The sequence below is a fragment of the Pseudomonas sp. SGAir0191 genome (genome assembly GCF_002812565.2).
Classification (GTDB): Bacteria; Pseudomonadota; Gammaproteobacteria; order Pseudomonadales; family Pseudomonadaceae; genus Aquipseudomonas; species Aquipseudomonas parafulva_B.
In genome coordinates this window covers 4,658,874-4,678,152 of record NZ_CP025035.2, presented here as the reverse complement: position 1 = coordinate 4,678,152, position 19,279 = coordinate 4,658,874, and the positions used below count along the sequence as shown (strand labels likewise).

General features: G+C 60.2%; 18 protein-coding genes. 7 read left to right on the top strand and 11 right to left on the bottom strand.

Features of this window, described 5'->3' with window-relative positions; genetic code table 11:
- Positions 1 to 148 precede the first annotated feature (148 nt).
- The 3 genes from choV to CWR53_RS20980 form a co-directional block, all read right to left on the bottom strand.
- Positions 149 to 1,327 (bottom strand): choline ABC transporter ATP-binding protein, encoded by a 1,179-nt coding sequence (gene choV, locus CWR53_RS20990; protein WP_100852404.1) that lies wholly within the window; start codon positions 1,325 to 1,327, stop codon positions 149 to 151.
- Positions 1,324 to 2,172, bottom strand: coding sequence for a choline ABC transporter permease subunit (gene choW / locus CWR53_RS20985; protein ID WP_178102701.1), 849 nt, complete (start codon positions 2,170 to 2,172; stop codon positions 1,324 to 1,326). The genes choV and choW overlap by 4 nt, the downstream gene beginning before the upstream one ends.
- 82 nt (positions 2,173 to 2,254) lie before the next feature.
- Positions 2,255 to 3,202: a choline ABC transporter substrate-binding protein gene (locus CWR53_RS20980; RefSeq protein WP_100852403.1), complete on the bottom strand. Its 948-nt coding sequence runs from the start codon at positions 3,200 to 3,202 to the stop codon at positions 2,255 to 2,257.
- A 440-nt stretch (positions 3,203 to 3,642) separates the two neighbouring features.
- On the opposite strand from CWR53_RS20980, the gene CWR53_RS20975 reads away from it, so the two are divergent.
- Together CWR53_RS20975 and CWR53_RS20970 are read left to right on the top strand one after the other, a co-directional pair.
- The gene (locus CWR53_RS20975) at positions 3,643 to 5,019 is read left to right on the top strand and encodes an L-serine ammonia-lyase (protein ID WP_100852402.1); all 1,377 of its coding nucleotides are present in this window, start codon (positions 3,643 to 3,645) and stop codon (positions 5,017 to 5,019) included.
- Between the two features lie 447 nt (positions 5,020 to 5,466).
- Complete coding sequence (locus CWR53_RS20970; RefSeq protein ID WP_023532694.1) at positions 5,467 to 6,573, top strand: GlxA family transcriptional regulator; 1,107 nt, start codon at positions 5,467 to 5,469, stop codon at positions 6,571 to 6,573.
- A gap of 92 nt (positions 6,574 to 6,665) precedes the next feature.
- Here the strand turns inward: CWR53_RS20970 and CWR53_RS20965 are convergent, their stop codons facing one another.
- The gene (locus tag CWR53_RS20965) at positions 6,666 to 6,923 is read right to left on the bottom strand and encodes a hypothetical protein (RefSeq protein WP_023532364.1); all 258 of its coding nucleotides are present in this window, start codon (positions 6,921 to 6,923) and stop codon (positions 6,666 to 6,668) included.
- Positions 6,924 to 7,262: 339 nt separating this feature from the next.
- Here CWR53_RS20965 and CWR53_RS20960 point away from each other — a divergent pair, with 339 nt between their 5' ends.
- On the top strand, positions 7,263 to 8,969 hold the full coding sequence (locus tag CWR53_RS20960) for a hypothetical protein (RefSeq protein WP_058602956.1): 1,707 nt from the start codon (positions 7,263 to 7,265) through the stop codon (positions 8,967 to 8,969).
- Positions 8,970 to 9,086: 117 nt separating this feature from the next.
- On the opposite strand, the gene CWR53_RS20955 is transcribed toward CWR53_RS20960, so the two are convergent.
- From CWR53_RS20955 to choX, 4 genes are all read right to left on the bottom strand, one after another.
- Complete coding sequence (locus CWR53_RS20955; RefSeq protein WP_058602957.1) at positions 9,087 to 9,590, bottom strand: thioesterase family protein; 504 nt, start codon at positions 9,588 to 9,590, stop codon at positions 9,087 to 9,089.
- A gap of 10 nt (positions 9,591 to 9,600) precedes the next feature.
- Positions 9,601 to 10,566, bottom strand: coding sequence for an L-carnitine dehydrogenase (locus tag CWR53_RS20950; RefSeq protein ID WP_100852401.1), 966 nt, complete (start codon positions 10,564 to 10,566; stop codon positions 9,601 to 9,603).
- An 18-nt stretch (positions 10,567 to 10,584) separates the two neighbouring features.
- Entirely contained in the window at positions 10,585 to 11,469 is an 885-nt protein-coding gene (locus CWR53_RS20945; protein WP_100852400.1) for a 3-keto-5-aminohexanoate cleavage protein, read from the bottom strand.
- A 119-nt stretch (positions 11,470 to 11,588) separates the two neighbouring features.
- A complete protein-coding gene (gene choX, locus CWR53_RS20940) occupies positions 11,589 to 12,533 on the bottom strand; it encodes a choline ABC transporter substrate-binding protein (RefSeq protein ID WP_100852399.1) in 945 nt (314 codons plus the stop codon).
- Between the two features lie 142 nt (positions 12,534 to 12,675).
- Here choX and CWR53_RS20935 point away from each other — a divergent pair, with 142 nt between their 5' ends.
- Complete coding sequence (locus CWR53_RS20935) at positions 12,676 to 13,632, top strand: GlxA family transcriptional regulator (RefSeq protein WP_100852398.1); 957 nt, start codon at positions 12,676 to 12,678, stop codon at positions 13,630 to 13,632.
- Positions 13,633 to 13,950: 318 nt separating this feature from the next.
- Here the strand turns inward: CWR53_RS20935 and CWR53_RS23305 are convergent, their stop codons facing one another.
- The 3 genes from CWR53_RS23305 to CWR53_RS20925 all read right to left on the bottom strand — a co-directional run bounded on the left by CWR53_RS23305 (position 13,951) and on the right by CWR53_RS20925 (position 15,237).
- Positions 13,951 to 14,382: a hypothetical protein gene (locus CWR53_RS23305; protein WP_258313178.1), complete on the bottom strand. Its 432-nt coding sequence runs from the start codon at positions 14,380 to 14,382 to the stop codon at positions 13,951 to 13,953.
- A gap of 106 nt (positions 14,383 to 14,488) precedes the next feature.
- Positions 14,489 to 14,719 carry a hypothetical protein gene (locus CWR53_RS23300; protein WP_258313177.1) on the bottom strand — a complete coding sequence of 77 codons (231 nt, stop codon included), beginning with the start codon at positions 14,717 to 14,719 and terminating at the stop codon, positions 14,489 to 14,491.
- Between the two features lie 116 nt (positions 14,720 to 14,835).
- A complete protein-coding gene (locus CWR53_RS20925; RefSeq protein ID WP_058602962.1) occupies positions 14,836 to 15,237 on the bottom strand; it encodes a lysozyme inhibitor LprI family protein in 402 nt (133 codons plus the stop codon).
- A 285-nt stretch (positions 15,238 to 15,522) separates the two neighbouring features.
- On the opposite strand from CWR53_RS20925, the gene CWR53_RS20920 reads away from it, so the two are divergent.
- From CWR53_RS20920 to dgcA, 3 genes are all read left to right on the top strand, one after another.
- Entirely contained in the window at positions 15,523 to 16,500 is a 978-nt protein-coding gene (locus CWR53_RS20920; RefSeq protein WP_023532386.1) for a dipeptidase, read from the top strand.
- Between the two features lie 77 nt (positions 16,501 to 16,577).
- The gene (locus CWR53_RS20915) at positions 16,578 to 17,108 is read left to right on the top strand and encodes a DUF5943 domain-containing protein (RefSeq protein WP_013970507.1); all 531 of its coding nucleotides are present in this window, start codon (positions 16,578 to 16,580) and stop codon (positions 17,106 to 17,108) included.
- 15 nt (positions 17,109 to 17,123) lie between these two features.
- The gene (gene dgcA, locus CWR53_RS20910; RefSeq protein ID WP_027913555.1) at positions 17,124 to 19,184 is read left to right on the top strand and encodes a dimethylglycine demethylation protein DgcA; all 2,061 of its coding nucleotides are present in this window, start codon (positions 17,124 to 17,126) and stop codon (positions 19,182 to 19,184) included.
- Positions 19,185 to 19,279: the final 95 nt, after the last annotated feature.

Below are 19,279 nucleotides of genomic sequence, written 5' to 3'. Positions count from 1 at the left end.
TCGATGTTTGCTAGCAGGTCGCGTGCCAACCGATTCTAACCTGATGAATTGGCAGCCTGTAAAGCGTTTCTGAAGATGTAGGCAAGCCAGTCCGCAGCGCGAACCGCTCCCCTCAAAGAAGAGGGCCGCGAGTGCGGCCCTCGTGCAATCAACCGTGGTTCTTGCCCAGCAACGCGTGATACAGCTCGGTGTCTCCCAGAATGCCCACGACTTTGTCGTTTTCCTGCAGCACCAGCTTGTTGCCAGTCTGGTAGCGAATCTGCAGGGCCTCACGCATGCCGATATCGGCATGCACCAGGGTTGGCCTGCGGCTCAGGCCTTCCACTGCCTGCCCAGGCGCCCAGTTCTGCATCTCCAGGCCATTCTGGCCTTGCCGCGCACGCTTGATCGAATTGCCTTCACCCAGGTCCAGCCACGAGTCGCCGCCGGGGTCCAGGCAGACCGAACCGTTGACGCGCTTGCAGTTGTCCAGCGAGCGCATCAGGCTGCGTCCGCACAGCACGTTCAGCGGGTTGGTATGGGCCACGAAGGTGCGCACGTATTCATCGGCCGGGTTCAGCACGATTTCCTCGGGCTTGCTGTACTGGATGATCCGTCCGTCCTTCATGATCGCGATCCGGCTGCCCAGCTTGAGCGCCTCGTCCAGGTCGTGGCTGACGAAGACGATGGTCTTGTTCAGCTGGCTCTGCAGGGTCAGCAATTCGTCCTGAAGGCCTTGGCGGATCAAAGGGTCCAGGGCCGAGAACGGTTCGTCCATCAGCAGGATGTCGGCGTCCATGGCCAGCGCGCGTGCCAGGCCTACGCGCTGTTGCATGCCGCCGGACAATTCATCGGGCTTCTTGTTGCGCCACTGGGCCAGGCCTACCAGTTCGAGTTTTTCGTCGACCAGCTTGCGCCGTTCCTTCTCGGGGCGGCCCTGCATTTCCAGGCCGAAGCTGATGTTCTCGCGCACCGTGAGCCAAGGCATCAGGGCGAACTTCTGGAACACCATGGCGATACGCTTGGTGCGCATCATCTTCAGTTCAGCCGGGGTGCAGTGGGCGATATCGATGTGCTTGCCTTCGTGCTCCACGAACAGCTTGCCGCGGCTCACGGTGTTCAGCCCGTTGATACAGCGCAGCAGGCTGGACTTGCCCGAACCGGAAAGGCCCATGAGTACGCAGATCTCTCCTTTCTGGATGTCCAGGTTGGCTTTCTCTACGCCGACCACAAGGCCGGTCTGCTTGAGAATATCTTCGCGGGTCTTGCCCTGGTCCAGCAACGACAGCGCTTCGCGTGGCTTGTTGGAGAAGATGACGTCGACGTCTTCGAATCGAATGATACTCATGCTTCACTCCTGGCCGGCAGCTCCGGTTGCTTGCAGATACGGTCGAGCATGATCGCCAGCAGCACGATTGCCAGGCCCGCTTCGAAGCCCAGGGAAATATCGGCAGTGTTCAGTGCGTTGACCACGGGTTTGCCCAGGCCGTCGGCGCCCACCAGGGCGGCGATCACCACCATCGACAGCGACAGCATGATGCATTGGGTGACGCCTGCGGCGATGCTCGGCATCGCATGGGGCAGTTCGATACGGGTGAGCAGTTGACGGCGCGAGCAGCCAAAGGCCTTGCCGGCGTCCATCAGTTCCTGGGGGACATCGCAGATGCCCAGGTAGGTCAGGCGGATGGGGGCGGCGATGGCGAACACCACCGTCGAGATCAACCCAGGCACTACGCCCAGGCCGAACAGGGTAAGGGTAGGGATCAGGTAGACGAAGGTGGGGACCGTCTGCATCAGGTCGAGCACCGGCCGCATGGCGGTGTAGAACATCGGCTTGTGTGCGGCGACGATACCCAGCGGCACGCCGATGGCCACGCAGACCACGGTGGCGAAGCTGACCTGGGCCAGGGTTTCCATGGTTTCCTGCCAATAGCCCAGGTTGAGGATCAGCAGGAAGGACAATGCGACGAAGGCGGTCAATGCCCACTTGCGCTGGATCAGGTGCGCCAGTGCAGCGAACAGGGCGATGAGCACGAGCGGGTTGAACCAGGTCAGGGTACTGGTGACGCCATGGATCATGAACTCCAGGCCTTGGGCGATGGCGTCGAAATAATTCGCGCCGTGCTGGGTCAGCCACTCGACGAACGAGGACATGTACTGGCCCAGGGGTATTTTCTGATCGATAAGCATGATAGCGAGCTTCCACCTGCGTAGATTGAAATCAACCCGGGGCGGGCACGGTCCTGCCCCGAGGTAGCGCTACTGCGTAGTTCGGTTATTGCGTCAGCTTGGCCTTGGCCGCCTCGAGGCCAGGTTTGCCATCCACAGTGGTCACGCCTGCCAGCCAGGTGTCCAGCTTGCCGGGATTGTCCTTGAGCCATTTGCGCGCAGCGGCGTCAGGCTTCATCTTGTCGTCCAGGACATAGCCCATCATGGTGCTTTCGTCCTTGAGCTCGAACGACAGGTTCTTCAACAGTTGGCCGACGTTGCTGCATTCCTGCGCATACCCCTTGCGGGTATTGGTGTACACCGTCGCCTTGCCGAAATCGGGGCCGAAGAACTCATCGCCACCGGTCAGGTACTGCATCTTGAACCGGGTGTTCATCGGGTGCGGCTCCCATCCCAGGAACACGATGGCCTCGCCACGTTTCTGCGAGCGGTCCACCTGGGAAAGCATGCCGGCCTCGCTGGACTGGACAATCTTGAAGCCGGCGTCCTTCAGGCCGAAGGCGTTCTTGTCGATCATGCTCTGGATGGTGCGGTTGCCATCGTTGCCCGGCTCGATCCCGTAGATCTTGCCGCCTAGCTCATCCTTGAACTTGGGAATGTCGCTGAAATCCTTCAAGCCCTTGTCGTACAGGGCTTGCGGTACTGCGAGCGTATACTTGGCGTTTTCCAGGTTGGCGCGCAGGGTTTCGACCGTACCGGCGTCGCGGTACTGCTTGATGTCGTTCTCCATGGTCGGCATCCAGTTGCCGAGAAACACGTCCAGGTCCTTGCCGGCGGCCAGCGACTTGTAGGTCACCGGCACTGAGATCATGGTGGTGTGCGTCTTGTAGCCCAGGGCGTCGAGCACAGCGCTGGTGGTGGCCGTGGTTACCGTGATGTCGGTCCAGCCGACATCCGAAAACCGCACCGTCTGGCACTGCTCGGGTTCTGCGGCCTGGGCCAGTACCGGTGCGGACAGCAACGCGACCAGCAACAGCGTGGGTGAACCTTTCATGGGTGGACTCCTGTGATTTTGTCTTCGGGTTCGCGTGGTTCGTCGGACGTTCTGAGGGTCCGATCGATCAGGCCTGCAGAGGGCAGGTTGCGTGGCCGTGCTTTACGAGTCGCTTTCGATAATCCTCCAGCGCCGGGCAATCGCCTACTGGTGGGGTCGTATCCAGTACGCAACGGGTCGCATCCAGTATGGGCAATGTCGCTTATGGATTCTTCTACCCATCCTGCCGCTTTTTTGCGTCACCAAGGCACCGGAAAGCGGCGCACTGAGCCTGCAAAACAGGCGGCGCGGCTGGACAAGACTACGTCGGTTGCAGACGGCGAGCAGGGTGGCAAAAGCCCGATGATGCGTGCATTGAAGGCGGCCTGCAGTCCAGCCTAGCAGCTGCCCCGCCCTGCGCATTGCGCGTACAGACAAGCCCAGCAAGAGGTGATTCGACAATGGCCATCAGCGTGTTCGACCTGTTCAAGATCGGTGTCGGGCCTTCCAGCTCGCATACCGTCGGCCCCATGCGAGCCGGTGCCCTGTTTGTCCAGGGGCTGCGCGAGCGCGGCGAGCTGGAACAGGTAAAGCGGGTCGAGGTGCGCCTGTATGGTTCGCTGTCGGCTACCGGTATCGGCCATGGAACCGACAACGCCACCATCATGGGGCTGATGGGCGAATGGCCAGACGCCATCGACCCTACCCAGATTGTTCCGCGTATTGCCGACCTGCGCGAAACCCAGGTGCTCAGGCTCGATAATCGCCTGCCCATCGACTTCGTCTGGGCCCGTGACATGCTGCTGCTTGACGAGAACCTGCCTTACCACCCGAACGCCATGACCCTTGTGGCAGAAGGCGAGCAGGGCGAAATTCACCGAGACACCTACTACTCAGTCGGCGGTGGCTTCGTGGTCGATGCCGCCCAGGCCGCCAGTGGCGTGCTGGACGCCGACCAGACCGTGCTGCCGTACGATTTCAACAGCGCGGCCGAGCTGTTGCGCCTGTGCAAGCAAAACGACCTGAGTGTGTCGCAATTGATGATGGCCAATGAACGGGTCTGGCGCAGCGAGGCAGAAATTCGGGCCGGCCTGCACAGGCTTTGGGATGCCATGCAGGAGTGCGTCAACAATGGGCTCAAGTACGAAGGCACGCTGCCTGGCGGGCTGAATGTCCGTCGTCGTGCTGCCAAGCTGCACCGCAGCCTGCAGGAAATCGGCAAGCCCAACGTGATCGGCTCGACCATGAGCGCCATGGAGTGGGTCAACCTGTTCGCCTTGGCCGTGAACGAGGAAAACGCCGCAGGCGGGCGCATGGTCACCGCGCCTACCAATGGCGCGGCCGGCATCATTCCGGCGGTGCTGCACTACTACATGCGCTTTAGTGACGAGGTGGACGAGTCCAGCGTGGTGGATTTCTTCCTGGCGGCCGCCGCCGTGGGCATCCTGTGCAAGAAGAACGCCTCGATCTCAGGGGCCGAGGTGGGCTGTCAGGGTGAAGTGGGCTCGGCCTGCGCCATGGCCGCTGCAGGACTTGCCCAGGTACTGGGCGCTACCCCGCCCCAGGTTGAAAACGCAGCCGAGATTGCCCTGGAGCACAATTTGGGCCTGACGTGCGACCCGGTAGGCGGACTGGTGCAGGTGCCCTGCATCGAGCGCAATGCAATTGCTGCAGTGAAAGCCATCAACGCTGTGCAGATGGCGTTGCGTGGTGATGGCGAGCATTTCATCTCCCTCGACCAGGTGATCCGCACCATGCGTGATACAGGTGCCGACATGCACGACAAGTACAAGGAAACCTCGCGCGGCGGCCTTGCCGTCAGCGCCATCGAGTGCTGATGCACTTCTTCGACCTGCGGTGTCATCGTCGAGCGATCGGCGCTGGCACCACGCTCATCATAACGGTGCAAAGCACCACCTCGTGACCTTAAAACGTGCAAGACGATGCCTACCGTCAGTCGGATGTCGCGATCGGTGCAGGCGTTGTCGGTGACACTCAAGAGTGTCGTTTCTGGGCAACTTGGGTAATGCGTGTCACCAAAGTGCTCAGGGGTTACACGCATGCCGCCTAGAACGCCTGTTTGAGGGTTGTAACAGACTTGTAGGAAAGTCCTGATTTTGACGACTGAGTAGGTCGTTTTCAGGTTTTTTTGGATAGCTGTTCAATTTCAGGCACGGCGTTTGCGTAGTGATAGACAACCAAGCCCCGTGGACGACCCCGGGGCAATAACAAGAAATCAGTGTCCGCCTGAGGCACGCCCTGCATTTGTGTGAGGAGAAATCGCGATGACGTCGTACACCTCCGGGAACCCAACCCAGAACCGCACAACCCCCCAGTCCATCGGGTTTCTTCTCCTGGACAACTTCACCCTCATTTCTTTGGCCTCGGCGGTCGAGCCGCTGCGCATGGCCAACCAGCTGTCCGGCCGCGAGCTGTACCGCTGGCATACCCTGACCGTCGATGGCGGCCAGGTCTGGGCCAGCGACGGCTTGCAGATCACACCCGATGCTGCCATGCACAGCGCGCCCCCCATGGACACGGTCATCGTCTGTGGCGGTGTGGGTATCCAGCGCACCGTGACGCGTGAGCACGTGACCTGGCTGCAAGCCCAGGCTCGCCAATCGCGCCGCCTTGGGGCGGTGTGCACCGGCAGTTGGGCGCTGGCCTGTGCCGGCCTGCTCGACGGCTTCGATTGCAGCGTGCACTGGGAATGCCTGGCGGCCATGCAGGAGGCCTACCCACGGGTCAACATGAGCACCCGCCTGTTCACGCTCGACCGCAACCGCTTCACCAGCTCTGGCGGCACCGCGCCGTTGGACATGATGCTGCACTTGATCAGCCGCGACCATGGTCGGGAATTGTCAGCGGCCATTTCCGAGATGTTCGTCTACGAGCGCATCCGTAACGAGCAGGATCACCAGCGCGTACCGCTCAAGCACATGCTGGGCACCAATCAGCCGAAACTGCAGGAAATCGTCGCGCTGATGGAAGCCAACCTCGAGGAGCCAATCGACCTGGACGAACTCGCCGTCTACGTATCCGTGTCGCGTCGGCAGCTGGAGCGGCTGTTCCAGAAGTATCTGCACTGCTCGCCTTCGCGCTATTACCTCAAGCTGCGGCTGATACGCGCACGCCAGTTGCTCAAGCAGACGCCGATGTCGATCATCGAGGTGGCTTCGGTCTGCGGCTTCGTGTCCACGCCGCACTTCTCCAAGTGCTACCGCGAATACTTCGGCATTCCACCGCGCGACGAGCGTGTTGGCTCCAATACCACCCAGCAGGTGGCGATGATGCCGATTCCACAGGCCATCACCCTGTCGCCCCACAGTGGTCCGATGGCGGCATTGAGCCAGGCGCGTAATGAGTCAACGTTTGCCAGTGTAAGGCTCTAAGGGTTCAGGGCTGCGCTGCAGCCCGTTCGCCGGCATCGCGCGGCCTCTCTAGGGGCCGGCTTGCCGACGATCACGCCGGCATCGGAAATCGCTCAGGCGCGCTTGTTGAATTGCGCCAAGGCTGGCAGCAGCTGTTTATCAATCGCCTGCCGCACGGCCGGTAACAGGGTGGCGCTGCCCGCGTACATCTGCTCGACCATCCCCTTGAGCGCCCGCGCGTTCGGTTCGGTGAGCCCGCGTACTACGGCCTCACACGCCTGCTCGGCGCTGGCACCGGCCGGAATGTCGAACCCGCGTGCCCGCAGATGGCCCGCCAGGTCGTCTTGATCAATCAAATCGGCATGCATCATGGCTGTTGTCCCTTTTATCGCATAGAGAGTGCTGCAGTGATCACGACCGATTCTGTGACGCCGCCTTCATGCTCGCAACCTCGAAAGGGCAGAGTGGCCGCTTTGGCTATGAACAGGTCGTTTCCGGCTAAATCCGCTGCCCGGGAACTGCGCACACTCTAGTCATCTACCGCTACGGAGGGTTTGGTCACCCTCACTCGTGCACAGTGGATGTTGCTCGCTCTTGGCCCCGGATGCTCACGGCTTTCCGGGGTTATTTTTTTGCGCCTGGTATTTCTGATAGTTGGCAGGCTATGCACAACGCCTTCCAATACAGTCTCTGGAAAGGGAGGCTTGAATATGAAGCGTGTGAACTGGAAGCTTGCGTCGTTGGCCCAGCTTTTTGTGTTGATTTCAGCATGCTCTTACGGAGTCAATCAAGTGACTGATGACGGTGGCGGCGAGGCGCTGCTCTTCGAAGAGACACGGACGGATCGTCACACGTTGGACATGCTCGCATCTCGGCTTGGTGTCTATCCTTCACTATCAACATTGTTGACAGCCCCCTCTTCGCAAACGGTATGGCTGGTCAATATCAAGCCTGCACTGCTGGGTGCTAATAACTCCGAGCTTGCAGTCAAAATGCCTGAACAAGGCATCGTTCGCTTCAATCTCAGGCGGTCCAGCGACGTGGCGGGAATGCATGGGTGGATCGGTGATGTGTCGTCTGATAGAAGGCAACGTTATACGTCCTCTGACGAAGTGGACTTTGATCCATTCAGCTGGATCTCGCTGGTCCGGGACGACGATCAGGTCGTAGGCAATATTCACGTTGCAGGACAGCGCTATAGGCTGGAGCCGACAGGCGCAGGTCAGCATGTGTTGATCAAGGTCGATGAAACCAAGATGCCACCCGATGGCAACTTCATTGCACCGTCGGGTTCCCCTCAGGTTGAAGGCGCTAAAAAGTCTGCCCAATCCCCTCACAGTACGATCAGGGTTATGTTCGTAACAACCAATGAGCGTCGGTCACGATCCCCCCATTATCGAACCGAGCTGGTGCAAGCCTTGCAGGATGCTAACCAGTATTTGATCAACAGCCGAGTGCCGCTCACGTACGAGTTGGCGGGCTTTTTCGATGCCGATTACAGCGAAGATTCAAAAAACCAGTGGGTAATGCTGAAGGAAATGGCAAATCCTGACAGTGCGTTGGGCGCTCAAGTCGCCACCTGGCGAACGTCGTCAGGGGCAGATTTGGTGTCACTATATAACGTTGAGACTTCAATATGTGGGAATGCCTACAGCTGGTCGCGAAAGGAAACAGGCTTCAATACCATCAGCTGTACGGTCTCTCTCGCTCATGAGCTTGGGCACAATCTTGGTGCTGGCCACGGGTTAGAGGGCACTGATCCCACCCAAAGTTACAACCATGGTTATCGCCATTACTCGCCAAACTTCTATACTCGGCAGATCACCTCCCACGGCGCAATACCTTACTTCTCTAATCCGCGGTTGACATATGAAAACGTAGCGTTGGGCACGGTTCAAAACCATGATGTTGCGCGTCAGTTTGATGAGTACAGGGAAACGGTCGAGAACTTTTATCCGCCCATGCCTCCCTACCTTATCAACCACGGCCATCAGGAAAGCGGTAAGACCACGTGCCTGACAACTGTGGAGCAGAGGGCGCTGGTTGCTCGTGCATGCCCAGAAAGTGCCGAGCCCAATCCGGAGTTCATCTGGAAGCGAATTTACATCAACGACAATTTCACCCTATCGCTGAACAGCTCAAATAAGTGCGTCGGTTCATTTGATCTTCGCGGGGATTTGGTGTTGACACGCTGCACAGACCCGAAACAGGCCCCCTGGCTGGTCTGGACCCCGTTTTTTCAAATAGACGGTTCGTTCATGTTGGGGTGGGGTAAACCCGACAACGGCTTTTGCCTGGCTGTCGAGGCAGCAGGCGATAGGGTGGAGCTAACTTACTGCGATGCCTCTAACCCGCTGCAGCGTTGGCGTTGGTCTGAGCCTCAAGCCCCCGGGCAGCAAGCTTCACCGCTTCTTTAACAGGCGCTGTCTGAAAAAAGCCGTCGCCTACACTGGCGCTCTGTAAGGGAGGCGATGATCAGCAATGGCGAGCGGTGGATTGACCGCCACGATGAGCGCCATGAACAGCTGGGTCAATTAGCCTGTTGGCACTTCGCTCGGCCCGGATTGGCGGGGCGAAAGACTCATCGTGCGTCCTGCGTACGCAGGCGGTGGCACGTCGCGTTGGAGGGTAATCAGGCGTTGCAAACATTCGGTGGTCTGCTCATCGAATGGGCACGCCTTCGGTGGGTTCAAAGAGACGTGCAATAACATCTGCTCACTGGCTGCCAAGGGGTCGTTGAAATCTGCAATGTGCAAACTGTGATAGATATGCAGGCGCTTACTGTTGAGGCCGATGATCTGTGTCTGCACCCACACTTCGGTGGCCAGCTTCACTTCATGCAAGTAATTGATGTGTGCTTCCAGGGTGAACAGCGAACGACCGTTGCGTCCACGACTGTCGGCGTCCAGCCCGATCTGCTCCATCAATGCATCAGTAGCGTAGCTGAAGATCAGCAGGTAGAAGGCATCGCGAAGATGCCCGTTGTAATCGACCCAGTCTTCCAGCACTTGGGTCCGGTAGGTGATCAATGCCGGCATCGTGCTCTCCTCAGTCGCTGAACGACATGCCATGGTTGGCCTTGCTGGTGGTCACCGCTGCCAGCACCGCCAGCAGCGTGTCATCCCGGTAGCGTTCCAGCGCGGCGATGCTGCGATCACCCAATTGCTGCGACGTACCTTCCACCACATCGTCGATCAGCGTGTCGGTCAGCTCAGGCGCCGGCAGGTAGGTCCACGGCAGCTTCAGTGCCGGCCCGAATTGCGACATGAAGTGACGCATGCCGGCATCGCCACCGGCCAGGGTGTAGGTCAGGAAGGTGCCCATGAACGACCAGCGCAGGCCCGCGCCAAAACGGATGGCGTCGTCGATTTCACCCGTGGTGGCGACCCCGTCGTTGACCAGGTGCAGCGCCTCGCGCCACAGCGCTTCGAGTAACCGGTCGGCGATGAAACCGGGGACTTCTTTGCGCACGTGCAGTGGCCGCATGCCAAGGGCGGTATAAACAGTGCTGGCCGCCTCGATGGCCTGCGACGCAGTCTGCTTGCCGCCGACGATCTCGACCAACGGCAGCAGGTACACCGGGTTGAAAGGATGGCCTACCACACAGCGCTCAGGGTGAACGGCCGAGGCGTAGAACTCGCTGGGCAACAAGCCCGACGTGCTGCTGGCAATGATCGCATCGGGTTTGGCAGCGGCGCTGATCCGTGCATGCAGGTCGAGCTTCAAGTCCAGCCGCTCAGGCGCGCTTTCCTGGATGAAATCAGCCTCGCGCACGCACGTTTCAACGGTATCGACAAAGGTCAGGCGGGCTTGCGATGCGCCTGGCGCAAGGCCCTGTTTCTCCAGGGCAGGCCAGGCGTTGTCAATGCGTTTGCGCAGGGCCTGTTCGGCGCCTGGCGCCGGGTCCCAGGCAATCACGTCCAGGCCATGGGCAAGGGCGCGTGCAACCCAGCCGCTGCCGATCACGCCGCTGCCCAACGCGGCAAATGTCTTGATGTCAGTGATGAAGTTCATGCGGGTCTCCAGAAGCGATCAGCGACGGTTCAGGTTCATCTTCGCCCGGCCTTCGGCGGGGCTCAGGACTCGGGCACCCAGGCGCGAAATGATCTCTAACGCGCGCTCGACCAACTGGCCGTTGCTCGCCAGTACGCCACGATCCAGATACAGGTTGTCTTCCAGGCCGACTCGCACGTTGCCGCCGAGCAACACGGCCTGCGCGGCCATGGGCATCTGCATGCGGCCGATGCCAAAGCCGGCCCAGGTGACATTGGCGGGCAGGTTGTCGACCATGGCTTTCATAGTGGTGGTGTCAGCCGGTGCGCCCCACGGTATTCCCAGGCACAGCTGGAACAAGGGGTTGTCGAGCAGCCCTTCCTTCATCATTTGCTTGGCGAACCACAGGTGGCCGGTATCGAAGATTTCCAGCTCTGCCTTGACCCCCAGCTCCGTAATGCGCCGGGCGCCGGCGCGTAGTTGCGCGGGCGTGGAAACGTAGATGGAATTGCCGTCACCGAAATTGAGGGTGCCGCAGTCCAGGGTGCAGATTTCCGGTAATAACGCCTCCACGTGGGCCAGGCGTTCGAGCGGGCCGATCAGGTCAGTGCCCTGCCCGAATGCCATGGGGTTTTCATCGGGCCCGATTTCCAGGTCGCCGCCCATGCCGGCAGTGAGGTTGACGATGATGTCCACGTCGGCTTCGCGAATGCGCTCCATGACTTCGCGATACAGGGCCACATCACGGCTGAAGCGCCCCGTCTGCGGGTCGCGTACGTGGCAGTGGACCACCGTGGCGCCGGCCTTGGCGGCTTCCACGGCCGCTGCAGCGATCTGCTTCGGCGTGACGGGGACCAGATGGCTTTTTGAGGCAGTGTCGCCGGCGCCGGTCAGGGCGCACGTAATGATGACGTCGTGGTTCATGGGGGATCCTGTGCGATCTGTTGTGGGCTTTTCGCCGGCAAGCCGACCCCTGCAAGGTTCTGGACGAACCTTGGTGTCCATGGATCTGTAGGGGCTGGTTTGTCGGTGATGGGGCTGTTTCAGTTGGCGGTAAGCTTGAGATTGTCGGCGGCCGGCTTGCCATCGAAGGTGGTTACACCCTCAAGCCAGCGGGCCTTGTCCTCGGGGTGATCCTTGAGCCATTGGCGCGCCGACTCCAGCGCATCCTTGTGATCGAGCAGTGGCTGCATCATGCGGCTCTCGTCCTCGGCGCTGAAACTCAGGTTGGCCAACAGGCGGTTGGCATTGGGGCAGCGCGCTGCATAATCGGGTGCGGTGACGGTCCACACCGTCGCGCGGCCTTCGTCCGGGCCGAGCGCGTCCTGGCTGTCCCCGAGGTACACCATGTCGATGTTCACGTTCATGGGGTGTGGGGTCCAGCCGAAGAACACCACGGCTTCCTTGCGCCGTACTGCCCGGTCCACGGCGGCCAGCATGCCCGCTTCGCTGGACTCGACCAGCTGGAATTTGCCCAGGCCGAACTGGTTCTTGGCGATCATGGCCTTGATTTGGGTGTTGGCGCCCGAACCCGGCTCGATGCCATAGAGCTTGCCGCCCAGTTCCTTCTCGAATTTGTGTATATCGGCGAAGGTGCGCAGCCCCTTGTCCGCCAGGTATTTGGGCACTGCCAAGGTGGCCCGGGCATCTTCGAGGCTGGCGTTGTCCATGACCTTGACCTGCCCGGCATCGATGAAGGGGGTGATGGTCTGGGTCATGATCGGGTTCCAGTAGCCCAGGAACATGTCCAGGCGTTTGTCGCGAATGCCAGCGAAGATGATCTGCTGCGACGCGCTGGTCTGCTTGGTGGTGTAACCCAGGCCATCGAACAAAGCCTGGGCGATGGCGCTGGTCGCGATCACATCGGTCCAGTTGACCACGCCCAGACGGACATTCTTGCAAGCAGCGGCATCGGCGGCGTAAAGCGAGGGGGTAGCAAGGCTGGTCAGGGCCAAGGTCAACAGGCTGCGGCGGATCAAGCTGTGCATGGTGGCTCTCCATCGGCAGTACAGATTGTTATGGTGGCGGCCTCTGCGGACCGTGTGAACACGCTACGCTGGTGGCACTATTGAAAATCGCACGCCGGCGACCAACATTTGCACGCAGGCGACCTGTTCGCTGGAGCATGCCATGGCGCAGATCATCCACTTTCTGTTGTTACCCGGTTTCTCTGCCATGGGGTTCATCAGTGCCCTGGAGCCCCTGCGCGTGGCCAACAGGTTCAAAGCCCAGGCATACCACTGGCAGGTATTGAGCCTGGATGGGAGCGCCGTGAACGCCAGCAATGGCATGTCAGTCAATGCCGATGCAGCGCTGGGCGCGCATATGCCCTGCCGTACATTGCTGATCGTGGCAGGCTTCGAACCCCTGGGCTGCTACGCCCCCAAGCTTCAGCAAAGCCTACGGCGCCTGGGTCACGAGGGCGTCATGCTGGGCGGTATCGATACCGGCGCTGTGGTACTGGCCGAGGCAGGCTTGCTTGATGGTCATCGTGCGACCGTGCATTGGGAGGCGCTGGATGCGTTCAGGGAAAACTATCCCAGCCTGCATGCCACCCAGGAGCTGTTCGAAATTGACCGGCAACGCATCACCTGTGCGGGCGGGACCGCTTCGATCGACTTGATGCTCGATCTGATCGCCCAGGCCCATGGCGCCGAGCTCGCCGTGCAGGTTTCCGAGCAGTTCGTGTTGAGCCGTATTCGACCGCGCCAGGATCATCAGCGCATGCAGATCGCTGCACGCTATGGCATCAGCAACCGCAAGCTGGTGCAGGTGATCACAGAGATGGAAAAGCACACCGAGCACCCCCTTGATACAACGGAACTGGCCGCGCGCGTGATGATCACGCGTCGTCAGATGGAGCGCCTGTTCAGGTTGCATCTCAACGATACGCCCAGCGGCTTTTACCTTGGCCTGCGCCTGGACAAGGCCTGCCAGTTGCTGCGCCAGACCCAGATGACGATCACCCAGGTCAGCGTGGCATGCGGTTTTGAACTGCCGTCGTACTTCACCCGACGTTACAAGCGACGCTTCGGGCGCTGCCCACGCGAGGAGCGCAAGATCGTGAAGTCGTCACCGCCGAATTAGGAGTGATCGATGCTGCTATGCGCCTCGAGACGTCGCTCCACGCAGTCTCTGTGCAGCGCTGCGTACTCATCGACAAGCCGGATACCCAGGTGATCCAGTTAAAGCAACGCCTTGGTTCGACTCGTATCTGGGTGGGTCGAGCAGGCCGTGTGCAGAGTGATGGCCACGGGCCGTGCGCCTCGTCAGTGTCGAAGTCGATGAGCATGTGTGAGCTTGCCGATCGAGTCTTCAGCAAGGCCAGGTCTGGCTGCTTCAGGCCCTGCAGAATGTCGTTGCCCACACGTTGGAACTTGAGATTCTTGCCTTTGGGGACAGGTATCAACCCGAGAAGATGTTTTCGAAAACTGTCTCGGTGGGCACGTACGGTATCGTCCTGGTAGTCCGCTCGAATAAAAAGGCGCCGTAGCGCTCCAGGTTGTTCAGAAAATGACGCATGGCATTGAAGTGGCGGATGCTGAACGAACCCTGTTGCGAACCGCGATACACACGGGTATTGGATTTGTCGAGGGTGCGGCCAGTGGCGCCGGCAGTCTTCTCAGCTTTGTCGTAGCTCAGTTGAACACTGGTCATGTGCATGATCGGCAGCCCCTGTGGCGACATTTCGCAGGTCGAAACCTGCACGGCGCTGGATTTACCAGAAACGCTCGCGGCGCTTTCTTCAAGCAGCTGCTGAGCCTTGGGTGTCTCGGCGATCACTTCGAAAGAGCGTTTGACGCAGCGGTTCAGGCGATGACTGTGGCCAATCTGCACCGAGACGATTTCCGGTACCAGGGTTGCCAGAGTATGGGTGTCCTTGTCGATTGCCTCTTCAACGTGGGCGGCGCCAGTGAGCGGCCAGCCAAATTTGCCCGGCCCGTCATTGCAGAAGTTGTACCACTCGCGCTGCTGCGTTTCCTTGTCGAACTTCTTTGTTTGCCGACAGGTTCATCAGGCGCATGCCGTCCAGCACGTCTTCAGCGATACTGGCCGGTACGTCTGGTGCGAAGATGCACACGGTGTTGGCCACCATGACGGCCCGCTCTTCGCCCTCTTTCTTCAAGGCTGCGGTGGCACTGTCCATGTCGGTTTTAGTGAGGTTCACGGTCATATCTGCGACTCCTGTTAAGTGGGTGAAGCGCCTTGGATAAGGGCACTTGGCACTCACTTTGATACGAGGCAGTTTGATGAATAAGCCGCAAACTTTACTAATTAGGCAGTCCCGCTCTACTGTTGCAGAATCGATTGCAGGTACTCGGACCGGTCATCAGTGCGCTGTGCGACGCAGGTGTCCCAGGCTGCCTGGTAAGCCCCGCCGTTAGTTGGCAGGGCGAAGGTTTCTGCCTTGCAATCGGCATCGCGAAGCTGCGTCCATAGTCCCTGAGCCTGTTTCAAGCGCTCGATCATCGTTGCTGCAATGCTGCCTTTGTCGTCGAACGCGTCATGAACGCGCTGGAGAAGTTCGTCATAAGCCGATTTCAGCTCCCGCTCGGAGGCTTGCTTGTTGAACGCTGCGCAGGCATGGGCTTGCGCCTCGGTCTCGACGTTGTCACACGGGGTATTTTCCTCCTCACCGGCCTGGGCTACCGCCACCACGGCCAGCAGTACCATCCCTGCCATCGCTTTCATTCGCTGTTTCCTCCATCGGCTGACGAATGCCGACGATTCTCGCGCACTCTCGGCGCGTACGGTATCACCTGGGCAGATTCTTCATCAAAGGACCTTCCATGGTCGTTATCGAGACTGGGTCTCATCGCCACAGACCGCGCCAGAGCGCGTGTTGTCGCGCGTTGACGCTTTCGGCAAACCCCCTGTCGTTTTTGCATCGGGGCGCCTCGGGGCACAGGCATATGCTGGCCCCAAAGCGCCGGCACAAGGTTTGGCGCCAGCCCATTCAATAAAAGGGGACGCCTGATGAGCCCAGCCGAATTACACGCCGACAGCATCGTCATCGATGGCCTGATCATCGCCAAGTGGAACCGCGAGCTGTTCGAGGATATGCGCAAAGGTGGCCTTACCGCCGCCAACTGCACCGTGTCGGTTTGGGAAGGTTTCAAGGCCACCGTCGACCAGATCGCCGCCAGCCAGAAGCTTATCCGCGAGAACAGCGACCTGGTGATGCCCGTGCGCACCACCGCCGACATTCGCAAGGCCAAGGAACTGGGCAAGACCGGTATTCTCTTCGGCTTCCAGAACGCCCATGCTTTCGAAGACCAGATCGGTTACGTGGAGGTGTTCAAGCAGCTGGGCGTGGGCATCGTGCAGATGTGCTACAACACCCAGAACCTGGTAGGCACCGGCTGCTACGAGCGCGACGGCGGCCTCTCAGGCTTCGGTCGCGAGATCGTTGCCGAGATGAACCGTGTGGGCATTATGTGCGACTTGTCCCACGTCGGCTCCAAAACCTCCGAAGAAGTCATCCTCGAATCGAAAAAGCCGGTGTGCTACTCCCACTGCCTGCCATCGGGCCTCAAGGAGCACCCTCGCAACAAGTCCGATGAGGAACTGAAGTTCATCGCCGACCACGGAGGTTTCGTCGGCGTGACCATGTTTGCACCGTTCCTGGCCAAGGGCATCGACTCGACCATCGACGATTATGCCGAAGCCATCGAGTACACCATGAACATCGTGGGTGAAGATGCCATCGGCATCGGTACCGACTTCACCCAAGGTCACGGCAAGGAATTCTTCGAATACCTCACCCACGACAAGGGCTACGCCCGTCGCCTGACCAACTTCGGCAAGATCATCAACCCACTGGGCATTCGTACCGTGGGCGAGTTCCCCAACCTCACCGAGACCTTGCTCAAACGTGGCCACTCCGAGCGCGTGGTTCGCAAGATCATGGGCGAGAACTGGGTCAACGTGTTGAAAGACGTCTGGGGCGAATAAGCCGCTCTCCAAGCTTCAAGCCCCTGCCAGCAACGCCGGGGCAACCCAATAAAAATTTTTTCTGGAGTTGAGTTTCCATGGCCAAGATCGCCCCGCAATTGCCAATCGAAGTTGACAGCGAGACCGGTGTCTGGACCAGCGACGCCTTGCCGATGCTGTACGTGCCACGCCATTTCTTCGTCAACAACCACATGGGCATCGAAGAAGTCCTGGGCGCCGACAAGTACGCCGAAATTCTCTACAAGGCCGGTTACAAGTCGGCGTGGCACTGGTGCGAGAAGGAAGCCGAGTGCCATGGCCTGGAAGGGGTCGCGGTCTTTGAGCACTACATGAAACGCCTGAGCCAGCGTGGCTGGGGGCTGTTCGAGATCCAGGACATCGACCTGGACAAGGGCACGTGCAGCGTCAAGCTCAAGCACTCGGCTTTCGTCTACGTCTATGGCAAGTGCGGCCGCAAGGTCGACTACATGTTCACTGGCTGGTTCGCCGGTGCCATGGACCAGATTCTCGCTGCCCGCGGCAGCTCGATCCGCACCGTTGCCGAGCAGGTATATGGCGGGTCGGAAGAAGGCCACGAAGATGGCCTGTTCGTAACGAAGCCGTTGTAAGCCGGAGATAGCGTCATGGCATTCGAAGCAATGTTCCAGCCGATCCAGATCGGCAAACTGACCGTCCGCAACCGCGTGCTCAGCACCGCGCACGCCGAGGTCTACGCCACTGACGGCGGCATGACGACCGACCGCTATGTGAAGTATTACGAAGAGAAGGCCAAGGGTGGCATCGGCTTGGCGATCTGCGGCGGCTCGTCCGTGGTGGCCATCGACAGTCCGCAGGAATGGTGGTCGTCGGTCAACCTGTCCACCGACCGTATCATTCCGCACTTCCAGAACCTGGCCGACGCCATGCACAAGCATGGCGCCAAGATCATGATCCAGATTACCCACATGGGTCGTCGTTCGCGCTGGGATGGCTTCAACTGGCCGACCCTGATGTCGCCCTCGGGCATCCGCGAACCGGTGCACCGCGCCACCTGCAAGACCATCGAGGTGGAAGAGATCTGGCGGGTGATCGGTAACTACGCGCAGGCGGCGCGCCGTGCCAAGGAAGGTGGCCTCGATGGCGTCGAGCTGTCGGCGGTGCACCAGCACATGATCGACCAGTTCTGGAGCCCGCGCGTCAACAAGCGTACCGACGAGTGGGGCGGCAGCTTCGAAGGCCGCATGAAGTTCGGCCTGGAAGTACTCAAGGCCGTGCGTGCCGAAGTGGGCGACGACTTCTGCGTGGGCATGCGGATCTGCGGCGACGAGTTCCACCCCGATGGCCTCAGCCACGAGGACATGAAGCAGATCGCTGCCTACTACGATGGCACCGGCATGCTCGACTTCATCGGTGTGGTGGGCTCGGGTTGCGATACCCACAACACCTTGGCTAACGTCATTCCGAACATGAGCTACCCGCCAGAGCCGTTCCTGCACCTGGCAGCTGGCATCAAGGAAGTGGTCAAGGTCCCGGTCCTGCACGCGCAGAACATCAAGGACCCGAACCAGGCCACCCGGATTCTCGAAGGTGGCTATGTGGACATGGTCGGCATGACCCGTGCACACATGGCCGACCCGCACCTGATCGCCAAGATCAAGATGGGCCAGATCGACCAGATCAAGCAGTGCGTCGGCGCCAACTATTGCATCGACCGTCAGTACCAGGGCCTGGATGTGCTGTGCATCCAGAACGCCGCGACCTCCCGTGAGTACATGGGCGTGCCGCATATCATCGAGAAGACCACCGGCGCCAAGCGCAAGGTCGTCATCGTCGGTGCCGGCCCTGCCGGCATGGAGGCGGCGCGCGTGGCCGCCGAGCGTGGCCACGATGTGACCCTGTTCGAAAAACGCGACCAGATCGGTGGCCAGATCACCATCGCGGCCAAAGCGCCGCAACGTGACCAGATTGCTGGCATTACCCGCTGGTACCAATTGGAACTGGCCCGCCTGAAGGTGGACCTGCGCCTGGGCACCGCGGCCGATGTAGACACCATCCAGGATCTGCGCCCGGACATCATCGTGCTGGCCGTGGGCGGGCATTCGTTCCTGGAGCAGAACGAACACTGGGGTGCGGCAGAAGGGCTGGTGGTCAGCAGCTGGGACGTGCTCGATGGCAAGGTCGCGCCGGGCAAGAACGTGCTGGTGTACGACACCATCTGCGAGTTCACCGGCATGTCGGTGGCCGACTTCATTGCTGACAAGGGGAGCCAGGTCGAGATCGTCACCGACGACATCAAGCCGGGTGTGGCCATGGGCGGTACGACCTTCCCGACCTACTACCGCAGCATGTACCCCAAGGAAGTGATCATGACCGGGGACATGATGCTGGAGAAAGTCTACCGCGAGGGCGACAAGCTGGTGGCTGTGCTGGAGAACGAGTACACCGGCGCCAAGGAAGAACGGGTGGTCGATCAGGTGGTGGTGGAGAACGGCGTGCGTCCGGACGAGCAGCTGTACTACGCCCTCAAGGACGGCTCGCGCAACAAGGGCCAGATCGACGTGGAGGCGCTGTTCGCCATCAAGCCACAGCCGATCCTGAGCCAGCCAGGCGAAGGCTACCTGCTGTACCGCATCGGCGACTGTGTGGCCCAGCGTAACGTGCATGCGGCGATCTACGATGCCTTGCGTCTGTGCAAGGACTTCTGATCGCACCGCCTTTCTGAAAGCGGGACTGGCCCCCCTGTAGGAGCGGCCTTGCGCCGCGAAAGGGTCGCGAAGCGGCCCCAGCATTTGATCAGTAC

Coding starts and splice junctions, on each gene's coding strand:
- choV (WP_100852404.1), bottom strand. CDS start 1,327: ATGAGTATCATTCGATTCGAAGACGTCGACGTCATCTTCTCCAACAAG.
- CWR53_RS20980 (WP_100852403.1), bottom strand. CDS start 3,202: ATGAAAGGTTCACCCACGCTGTTGCTGGTCGCGTTGCTGTCCGCACCG.
- CWR53_RS20975 (WP_100852402.1), top strand. CDS start 3,643: ATGGCCATCAGCGTGTTCGACCTGTTCAAGATCGGTGTCGGGCCTTCC.
- CWR53_RS20970 (WP_023532694.1), top strand. CDS start 5,467: ATGACGTCGTACACCTCCGGGAACCCAACCCAGAACCGCACAACCCCC.
- CWR53_RS20965 (WP_023532364.1), bottom strand. CDS start 6,923: ATGATGCATGCCGATTTGATTGATCAAGACGACCTGGCGGGCCATCTG.
- CWR53_RS20960 (WP_058602956.1), top strand. CDS start 7,263: ATGAAGCGTGTGAACTGGAAGCTTGCGTCGTTGGCCCAGCTTTTTGTG.
- CWR53_RS20955 (WP_058602957.1), bottom strand. CDS start 9,590: ATGCCGGCATTGATCACCTACCGGACCCAAGTGCTGGAAGACTGGGTC.
- CWR53_RS20950 (WP_100852401.1), bottom strand. CDS start 10,566: ATGAACTTCATCACTGACATCAAGACATTTGCCGCGTTGGGCAGCGGC.
- CWR53_RS20945 (WP_100852400.1), bottom strand. CDS start 11,469: ATGAACCACGACGTCATCATTACGTGCGCCCTGACCGGCGCCGGCGAC.
- choX (WP_100852399.1), bottom strand. CDS start 12,533: ATGCACAGCTTGATCCGCCGCAGCCTGTTGACCTTGGCCCTGACCAGC.
- CWR53_RS20935 (WP_100852398.1), top strand. CDS start 12,676: ATGGCGCAGATCATCCACTTTCTGTTGTTACCCGGTTTCTCTGCCATG.
- CWR53_RS23300 (WP_258313177.1), bottom strand. CDS start 14,719: ATGACCGTGAACCTCACTAAAACCGACATGGACAGTGCCACCGCAGCC.
- CWR53_RS20925 (WP_058602962.1), bottom strand. CDS start 15,237: ATGAAAGCGATGGCAGGGATGGTACTGCTGGCCGTGGTGGCGGTAGCC.
- CWR53_RS20920 (WP_023532386.1), top strand. CDS start 15,523: ATGAGCCCAGCCGAATTACACGCCGACAGCATCGTCATCGATGGCCTG.
- CWR53_RS20915 (WP_013970507.1), top strand. CDS start 16,578: ATGGCCAAGATCGCCCCGCAATTGCCAATCGAAGTTGACAGCGAGACC.
- dgcA (WP_027913555.1), top strand. CDS start 17,124: ATGGCATTCGAAGCAATGTTCCAGCCGATCCAGATCGGCAAACTGACC.